This is a genomic window from Bradyrhizobium cajani, from assembly GCF_009759665.1.
GTDB classification, from domain to species: domain Bacteria; phylum Pseudomonadota; class Alphaproteobacteria; order Rhizobiales; family Xanthobacteraceae; genus Bradyrhizobium; species Bradyrhizobium cajani.
Genome location: NZ_WQNE01000041.1, coordinates 47892 through 57170, shown reverse-complemented (window position 1 = coordinate 57170; position 9279 = coordinate 47892). Strand labels below are relative to the sequence as shown.

Annotated in this window: 7 protein-coding genes; 5 read left to right on the top strand and 2 right to left on the bottom strand. The window is 62.4% G+C overall.

All coding sequences use genetic code 11. The features are described 5' to 3' along the window. Positions 1-78: 78 nt before the first annotated feature. The gene (gene pyk / locus GPL20_RS33545; RefSeq protein ID WP_157335989.1) at positions 79-1515 is read left to right on the top strand and encodes a pyruvate kinase; all 1437 of its coding nucleotides are present in this window, start codon (positions 79-81) and stop codon (positions 1513-1515) included. A gap of 149 nt (positions 1516-1664) precedes the next feature. Here the strand turns inward: pyk and GPL20_RS33540 are convergent, their stop codons facing one another. Next, positions 1665-2345: a helix-turn-helix domain-containing protein gene (locus GPL20_RS33540; RefSeq protein WP_157335987.1), complete on the bottom strand. Its 681-nt coding sequence runs from the start codon at positions 2343-2345 to the stop codon at positions 1665-1667. Positions 2346-3114: 769 nt separating this feature from the next. Between GPL20_RS33540 and GPL20_RS33535 the strand changes: the two genes are divergently transcribed. The 3 genes from GPL20_RS33535 (at position 3115) to GPL20_RS33525 (ending at position 7030) form a co-directional block, all read left to right on the top strand. Beyond that, entirely contained in the window at positions 3115-3567 is a 453-nt protein-coding gene (locus GPL20_RS33535) for a hypothetical protein (RefSeq protein WP_157335985.1), read from the top strand. Between the two features lie 184 nt (positions 3568-3751). After that, positions 3752-4483: a hypothetical protein gene (locus GPL20_RS33530; protein WP_157335983.1), complete on the top strand. Its 732-nt coding sequence runs from the start codon at positions 3752-3754 to the stop codon at positions 4481-4483. A gap of 1110 nt (positions 4484-5593) precedes the next feature. Beyond that, entirely contained in the window at positions 5594-7030 is a 1437-nt protein-coding gene (locus tag GPL20_RS33525; RefSeq protein ID WP_246251164.1) for a hypothetical protein, read from the top strand. 131 nt (positions 7031-7161) lie between these two features. On the opposite strand, the gene GPL20_RS33520 is transcribed toward GPL20_RS33525, so the two are convergent. Next, positions 7162-7326, bottom strand: a complete 165-nt coding sequence (locus GPL20_RS33520; RefSeq protein ID WP_157335980.1) for a Flp family type IVb pilin — start codon at positions 7324-7326, stop codon at positions 7162-7164. 422 nt (positions 7327-7748) lie between these two features. Here GPL20_RS33520 and GPL20_RS33515 point away from each other — a divergent pair, with 422 nt between their 5' ends. Next, a complete protein-coding gene (locus GPL20_RS33515) occupies positions 7749-9260 on the top strand; it encodes a hypothetical protein (RefSeq protein ID WP_157335978.1) in 1512 nt (503 codons plus the stop codon). Positions 9261-9279: the final 19 nt, after the last annotated feature.

Here is a 9279-nt window from a genome sequence, read left to right as displayed (position 1 = left end):
GCCCAACAGCCCGCCCGGTGGTACGCCCCCCGCGCCTGGCCTCCCGCCAGCTCCCTCGCCCCCGTCTGGAAATAAGCCATGAGGCGTCTTCGCCGTATCAAGATTCTCGCGACCCTGGGACCCGCGTCTTCGGACCTCGCGATGATCCGCCGCCTGTTCGAGGCCGGCGCCGACCTGTTTCGCATCAACATGAGCCACACCCCGCATGACAAGATGCGGGAGCTGGTCGCGACGATCCGCAATGTCGAGAGCAGCTATGGCCGGCCGATCGGCATCCTGGTCGATCTCCAGGGTCCGAAGCTCAGGCTCGGTTCGTTCGCCGAGGGCTCAGTCCAGCTCCAGAACGGCCAGACCTTCACGCTCGATTCCGACAAGGCGCCGGGTGACACCACGCGCGTCCACCTCCCGCATCCGGAGATCCTGGCGGCGCTGCGGCCCGGCCATGCGCTGCTGCTCGACGACGGCAAGGTGCGGCTGATCGCGGAAGAGACCTCGAAGGAGCACGCGGTGACCCGTGTCGTGGTCGGCGGCAAGATGAGCGACCGCAAGGGCGTCAGCCTGCCCGATACCGACCTGCCGGTCTCGGCGATGACGCCGAAGGACCGCGCCGACCTCGAGGCCGCACTCGTCACCGGGATCGACTGGATCGCGCTGTCCTTCGTGCAGCGCGCCGACGACGTGATCGAGGCCAAGAAGATGATCCGCGGCCGCGCCGCGGTGATGGCCAAGATCGAGAAGCCGCAGGCGATCGACCGTCTCGCCGACATCATCGAGGCCTCCGATGCGCTGATGGTGGCGCGCGGCGACCTCGGCGTCGAGCTGCCGCTGGAGCGCGTGCCGAGCCTGCAGAAGCAGATGACACGCATGGCGCGCCGCGCCGGCAAGCCGGTGGTGATCGCGACCCAGATGCTGGAATCGATGATCCAGTCGCCGGTGCCGACCCGCGCCGAGGTCTCCGACGTCGCCACCGCCGTCTATGAGGGCGCCGACGCCATCATGCTGTCGGCGGAATCGGCGGCCGGCAAATTCCCGGTCGAGGCGGTCTCGACCATGAACCGCATCGGCGAGGAGGTCGAGCGCGACCCGACCTATCGCTCGGTGGTCACAGCGCAGCGTCCCGCGCCGGAATCCACCGCAGGCGATGCCATCGCCGACGCCGCGCGGCAGATCGCGGAGACGCTCGACCTGCCCGCCTTGATCTGCTGGACCAGTTCGGGTTCGACCGCGGTGCGGGTGGCCCGCGAACGGCCGAAGCCGCCGATCGTGGCGATCACGCCGAACATCACCGCCGGCCGCCGGCTCGCCGTCGTCTGGGGCGTGCACTGCGTGGTGGCGGAAGATGCGCGCGATCAGGACGACATGGTGAGCCGCGCCGGCCAGATCGCGTTCCGCGACGGCTTCGTCCGTGCCGGCCAGCGCGTCATCATCGTCGCCGGCGTGCCGCTCGGCATCCCCGGCACCACCAACATGGTGCGCATCGCTTCGGTCGGGCCTGAGGGCGACGCGCATATCTGATTTCCGGGTCGCTCCGGAAAAAAATTGCGAAAACAACCCCATGCACAGTGGCCGGCGACTTCGGCGAGGGTGCTGCTTTTTCTCGAAAAGGCTTGCTCGACCAACGGCCTGAGCACGACGAGGCCTCCGCCTCGATCGCGCACGCGATTTTACGCCCCCACCAGCGCCTTCGCCGCCGGCAACAGCGTCTGCTGCACCACGAGGCCGCGGGCACGGGCATCCATGACGCCGACGGCGCGCAGCGCGAGCAGCGTCACGGTCTGCACGGCATCGCGCATCTTGGCGGGATCCTCGAGATTGTCTGGCGCGAGCGGCCCGACCAGCGCCTCATGGAGCGCACCGAGCAGCGCGGTTGCGGCGAGCGCGGTATCCTGTGCCGGCAGGTGACCGGCGCGCACGGCGGCATCGATCCGCGCGGCGATCTCGCCCGCGATCTCGCGCCGGCTGGCAAGGCGCGAGGCGCTGACATCGACGTCGACGGGCTCGGCGAGGATGCCCCAAGCCAGCCTACGCTGCGAAAGCGTATGGACCGCCACGGTGGTCACGGCAGCCGCCAGTGCCGAGGACGGGCCGGGCGCGGCGTCAGCCGCCCGGCGGATCGCCGCGAGCTCGTCGCGCGAGACCTCGGCGATCAATTCGGAGATCAGCTCGGCCTTGGAGGGGAAATAGCGGTAGACCGTTCCCGCCGCCACATTGGCCCGGACTGCGACCGGCGCGATCTGCACCGCCGCCATCCCGCCTTCCGCCGCCGCCTCGCGCGCCGCCGCCAGTATCGCACTGCGCCTGGCCGCAAGGCGCTTAACCACTTGATGCGTCCGCCGATAAACCATGGCGCGCTTCCTGTCCCACACGCCAGCCGCACGCCCTGCGGCCGAACGCTTCGTCACTTCAGTAGGTGCAAATCGTCCCGCAAGGACTGAACAACTATTCAGAGTGGATGACAAGATGCAAATGCGTGAAGCGTCACAGCGGAAGGGCTGGAGCGCCGAGGCCGCGCTGCAAAAGCTGCATAGGCGCGGCTCGCTCCCACCTGGCAACGACCTTGCTGGCCGGAGCTACCTACCGGGACTAGGAAGTCGGCCGGGATCGGAAGACGAGATGCTATTGCTGAGCGCGCCACTGCCTTGGAAGCAACCGAAGTTGCGCCACGTTGCTTTACATCTCTAAGCTATTCTGTAGGGTCTGCAACCGGACGTTGATATGAGCCGGCGCGCAATGTGTTGGCAGCGTCGACGCCCCGGGGCGGTGGTTGTGACTGGGGTTCGCAATACTTTCAGTGTCTGTTGGCGCAGAGCGAGTTCATGGCGCGCCCACCAAAGTCATCTGGCCAACTCATCATCAGACAATGTCGAAGGGTTCGAGCTGCCTTCCGCCGCTATCAAGCTACGGTGGAGAATCACATATGCGAACGGAGCGCACGACTTGAAGCGGCTCATGGGCTTCGTCCTCGCTCTCTTTCTCGCATTTCAATCGGCTGTAAGCGAAGCGCGATCTTGCAAACATTCGATGCGACGCGCGGTGGCTATTGCTTGCGTGGGCCCATCTTGTGACGGCGTTGCCGGGGGGCCCATCATTCCGCATGAGGGAGGCTTGGTCCGGATGGTTGCGAACGACCAAGCTCCTCTCGCCTACTTTCTGGATGAACTGCCGGATGGTTTCGATCCTTCCCAAGCGCCGAATGGCGCGAAAGAAGTCGCGATTGCCAGGGTGCGCGCACTCGACATTCCAGTCTGGCTAGGAAAGCGGGATCAATCCGGGATCACACCCACTCAACGTTCACGCGACAGGTATTTTATCCGAATACAGGTTCTTGAAGTACGAAGTGGCAGCGCCCCAGTAGGCAAGACGTATGAAATCTACTTTGGTGAATGGGGCCGCGAGATGATCTATCCACTCACGCCGGACCAACTCGCACGCGACTACGTCGTCGTCATGTACTCCGATCCGACTGATGGAAAGCACCGGCTTGTCGGATTTCCGGTCAACAGCACGCAGTACCGGGATTGGATGACTAAGCGCTCGGAATACTGGCGCTCGCAGTACAAGAAATAAGATCAACTGAAGGGGAATCGCGATGGCTTGGTCTGACGTCAGGATCAGGATCAAATTTTTCGGCGCGATAGAATCAAATTTGGAACCCACAGTCCGAGCACTTGAAGATACTCATTCGATCGCTCTTCGATCGCGATCGGCTCATTTGCCGGTGTTGCTCTCGTGCGGGAACGGAGCGAGCAACATGAAGCGGCTCATGGGCTTCGCTCTCACTCTGTTCCTTTTTCTCATGCTGATACCAGATCGTGCAGCAGCCGCTGAGCTATTTTCGGTGCGGTGTGAAGGTGGCGTCCCCGCCCGCCCTTACTTCGCGACGTTCGACGTCGATGCCAAAGCTGTCGTCTTTGAAACGCCGCCCATAAATGTCGAAACGAATTTCGGTATCAATGCGTTCTCAGGACAGATTGTCTCCTCAAACGATGGAAAGATTGAATTTGTGGTGCACGTCCTCCCAGGACGGCTCTACCTGATCCTTGATCGCAATCGAAGGACGATGACTTGGCCAGGATTGGATGACCCCACCTTTCGGCCGACATTGAATGACCGGTGCACCGTCACCCCGCCGAGAAGCATTTTGAGCTTCCGGGTTCGCGACCCAATTCAGCACCCGAGCTCGGTCCGCTGTGAAGATGCAGGTTACATGTACTTCACGATGGATGCCGCTTCGAAACAAGCGCTTTTCGAGCGCGGCAAGGAGGGAAGAGGGTATCGCGGCGAGGTCACGGATGCCGGCCAGGATGAGGTCACGCTGTCGATGAATTTCGATGTCCCTCGCCGGGTCGTATGGAGCAGAAGTCGCCAGACGATCACGATCGAAGGCATCGAGGGTGATGCATCGCGACCTCGCACCGTCATGCAATGCCAGGAAGTCCCGCCTCGAACCATGATGGAATTTCATAGAGACCCACAGCGGTAAGAGACGCCTCTACGACGGCAGCGATCCGCTTCAATCAATCGAAAGAAAACGAGCGACTGGCCGACCGTGTCTGACGGCATAAACATCGATGGAGCTTGGCTTTGAGATTCTCAATCGCTGGACGCGGAGCAAGCTGCACCATTCTGGTTCTGGCGCTGCCTACAGTCGGCCTTTCGGCCGAGGACCTGGACAAGAACCAGAACCGCCAAATCCGATCCGCTGCACATTTGGGCCCAATAGGCTCTCCGTCGAGAGGAGGTAGTAACATGGGGCACACGGCCGGACCTGAAGTGCCTCTTGCATATTTTCTCGATAAGGCTCCGAACGATATTCGCATTTCAACGCTACCCACCACAGCCACGGAAGTACTTCTGGCCAGGGTGCGACTGCTAGGCGCTGCATCCTATCTGGGCGGGCGCGTGGGGCGTGGGGGGCATCGGCAATATCCCCTCCCAAAAGAGATTTCTTTGCTCGCATCAGGATTGTTGAAGTCCTAAGCGGACATGCAGCCGTTGACTCGGTCTTCGAAGCGACGTTCGGGGCAGTTGATCAAACCCATTCCCTCATTCCGGTGCCGCGCACTCAACTCGAACTGGAGAAGGAGTACTTTGCGCTCCTATACGCGGACGATGGTGGTCAATGGCATCTAGCCGGATTTCCGATGGGCGAGGCTGAGTATCGGAAGTGGGAAGAGAAGTTTTGGAACGATGAGCGCGAGCGCATGCGCCCGAAGCAATAAGCGAAACGGCAGAGAAGCAAAAGAAACTGAGGATTTCTCGCACCCGGCCCGGCCCAAAGCCCGGCGGCCGCATGCTCATTCGCTGTCTTTCGCCCAAATCGCCCTCAAGAACTGAACAAATATTCAGAGTGAATGACAAGATGCAAATGCGCAGACGTGCGACACGCCATTCCAAAGCGCATGCAGACAGGTAAACGCATCCTTGCACAGCGTGGCCGTGGCGATCCGGTCCAGTTTACCCCAATTTAGAAGCGAACATGCTCTAGTTGCCGACGCTTGCGCGCTGTTGCGCGCTGACGCCCAGGCCCGAGAGTGCGATGTCGGTTTCCATCACAAGCACCATGCCCATTCGAGGCGTTGCACGCTGGCTCATGCCATTCTGCATCGGCGCCCTCGTCTACATGTTCTTTCTGGGCGTCGGCGACATCATGCTGCGGGATTCCGATACGCTGTGGCAGATCAAGGTCGGGCAGTGGATCCTCGAAAACCGCGCACTGCCCCATACCGACATCTATTCGTTCACGCGAGCCGGCGAAGCGTGGTTCTCGAGCTCCTGGCTGGCGCAAGTCCTGTTCGCACTGGCCTACGAGCCGTCGAACTGGTCGGGCGCGGTGATCCTGACATCGCTTGCGATCGGAGCGACCGCAGCGATCTTCATCTACCTGCTCGAGCCTTATCTGGAGCCTGCGCGCGCCTTCGTGCTCCTCACCCCGCTCCTCGCGATGTCGATGGGCCACTTTCTTGCCCGTCCGCACATGCTGGCGCTGCCGGTCATGCTGGCCTTTGTCGGCGGGCTGCTGGCGGCCGCCGATCGGCGCACTGCCCCCTCCTGGCTGCTGCTGCCCCTCATGGCGCTGTGGGCCAATCTTCACGGCGGTTTCGTCATGGGCCTGGCACTGATCGGCCCCATTGGCCTCGATGCGCTCGCGTCCACGGAGCGCAAGGACCGATTTGCACTGGCGGCGCGCTGGGCCTTGTTCGGATTTGCGGCGCTTGCCGCAAGCTGCTGCACGCCCTATGGCTGGAACACGCCGCTCGCAACGACCAAGATCCTCGGGCTCGGCAAGGCGCTCTTGATGATCCCGGAATGGGTGCCCGCCGATTTCAGCTCGCTCGATTTGTTTGGAGCCAGCCTGCTCGGATTGATCGCCATCGGCTACTACAGCGGGGTGGTGCTGTCCTGGACCCGTATTCTCTTGCTGCTCGGCCTGGTCTGGGCGGCACTCAACCACGTCAGAAACATCGAAGCCTTTGCGATGTTGACACCGCTCGTGCTGGCCAAGCCGTTCGCCGACCATTGGGGCGTGACGAGAACGGTCGCGTTCAGGGCGGCGGAATCCCGGCCCTCCCTTGCATTGACCGCAATCGCGGCGCTCGCGATCGTCGCGGCCGGCTGGAGCATCACACGGTCCTATGCCACGCCGTCCCGGTATGCCTTTATCGGTAACCACTCCCCCGCAGCCGCGGTCGACCTGCTCGAGCGGCGCCACGCAGAGCGTATCTTCAGCACGGCCCCGATCGGAGGTTATCTGATCTCCCGCAACGTCAAGGCCTTCATCGACGGCCGCGCCGAGCTGTATGGGGAGCGGTTCGTGCTCGACTATTTCGACGCCATCGAGGGCAAGAACGTAGACACTCTGCTGCGTCTGCTCGAAACCTACCGGATCGACGCGACGCTGCTGAACACCACAGTCCCCGCCTCGAGGATAATGGACCATTTGCCGGGCTGGAAGCGGCTCTATGCGGATGACATCGTGGTGGTTCACGTGCGCGACGACGCACCGGCGAAACCCTCCACGTCACGATGAGCCGCGAACTGGCCCGTTGATTCTCGCTGCCTTGTACGTGCGCGGACGCTTTGCTGCGTCTTGCAAACCAGCGCAGAAAAGAAAAGAGCCTCGTCTTGGACGAGGCTCTTTCGACTTTCGGTTCGCCGGCCTTACTTGAGGCTGGTCGAGATCGAGGTGAACTTGGTGTTCAGCGCCGTGCCGAGGTTGTTGACGACGGTGATGATCGCCAGCGCGATGCCGGCAGCGATCAGGCCGTATTCAATGGCGGTGGCGCCGGATTCGTCTTTCACGAAACGCGAAACGAGGTTCTTCATAGACTGCTCCCAAAGAGTACACGTGGCTACAACTGGTCCGGTCTTTTCGGCTTCCCAGCGCCGCCCGACCATGGAAAAAACCTAGTGGCAAAGAATTGCGCCGCAGTTAATTCAGCTGCGTAAACACGGAGCGGCTTGCGCGTATTGGCCGTTGGTAAAGGAGAATTGAAAACAATCAGTTAAATCGTCGGTATTCGGGGCAGGAACGAACTTGACGATTTACCCGAAGTTATGACCACGCGTGGTCCAATGCCGCCGGCTCGGCCTGAAGCGCGACGGGACGAATCGTTCATCGCGCTTCGGGTTATTGTTTGAGCATGATCTCCGCGCAAACGCGTTCCGCGTTTGTCGCGAGGGAAAACCGCTACACACTTTTCCGGATCATGCTCGACCGACAAGAACAAGCAGGACGACGAGGCGGCATGTCGCTTTCCTTTGCCAACAGCATCGCGGTGCAGAGCCGCGCACGCGCACTGGTGCCGCTGTGCGTCGGTGCCGGCGTCTATCTGTTCTTCCTCCATGTCGGCGACACGCTGCTTCAGGACTCCGACTCGTTCTGGCAGATCAAGATCGGGCAGTGGATCCTCGATCACGGCGCCATGCCGTACACGGATTTCTACTCCTTCACGCGGACGGGCGAGTCCTGGATCTCGACGTCGTGGCTGTCACAGGTGCTGTTTGCCTTCTCCTACGCGCAGTGGGACTGGGCGGGCCCGGTGATCCTCACCGCGGTCGCGATGGCGCTCACGGCTGCCATCTTCGTCCACCTGCTCGACGCGCAGATCGAGGCACCACGCGCGGTGCTGTTCGCGCTGCTGGCGCTGCTGCTGTCGATGCATCACGTGCTGGCGCGTCCGCATATCCTGGCGCTGCCCGTCATGGTGGCCTGGGTCGGCCTGCTGATGGCGGCGGCCGATCGCAGGAGCGCGCCGTCCTGGCATTGGCTGCCGCTGATGGCGCTCTGGGCGAACCTGCATGGCGGTTTCGTGCTGGGTCTCGCGCTGATCGGACCGATCTCGCTCGAAGCGGTCGAGCATGCCGAGAAGGGACGACGGCTTCGGCTGTTCATGCGCTGGGTGCTGTTCGGCGTCGGCGCATTGATCGCGAGCTGCTGCACGCCTTACGGCTGGCGGACGCTGCTGGGTGCGACCAACATCCTCAGTCTCGGCGAGCTGCTCTCGGTGATCTTCGAATGGATGCCGGCAAACTTTGCCACGTTCACGTCGTTTGAAGGCGCCCTGCTCGGCTTGATCGCACTCGGCTATTATCGCGGCCTCGTGCTCTCGGCGCCACGGATCTTCCTGATCCTGTTCCTGACATGGAGCGCGCTGACCCACGTCAGGAGCGTCGACGCCTTTGCCTTCCTGGTGCCGCTGGTGCTGGCAAAACCGCTCGGCGAGATGTTCCCGCGCGCGCCGACGGATGCGCCCGGCGCCGACCGCTGGCCGGCCCGCCATGTCACCGCGCTTGGCGCGCTGATGATCGTGGCCGCAAGCTGGACCTCGACCGTGCTCCATATGGGGCACCACCGCTTCGCCTTCACCATGACGCACACGCCCGTTGCCGCAGTAGACCTGCTCGAGCAACGCAAGCCGCAGCGCATCTTCAATGCCTATCAGTTCGGCGGCTATCTGATCTCACGCAACATCCCGGTCTTCATCGACGGCCGCGCCGAGCTCTATGGCGAGAAGTTCGTCATGGACTTCTTCAAGGCGACGGAGGGCAAGAAGCCCGAGCTCCTGCCTCGCCTGCTCGACGAATACAAGATCGACGCGACGCTCCTGGTCGCCGATGCGCCGGGCCCGCAGATCCTCGACCAGCTCAGGGGCTGGAAGCGGATCCATACGGATGATGTTGCGGTGATCCATGTGCGAACCGGCGCGCAGACCGATGTGGCGCCGGAAGCGGAAACCGCGAAGGGGGCTTTCAAGTAAGTGTCCGTTCAACAGACGA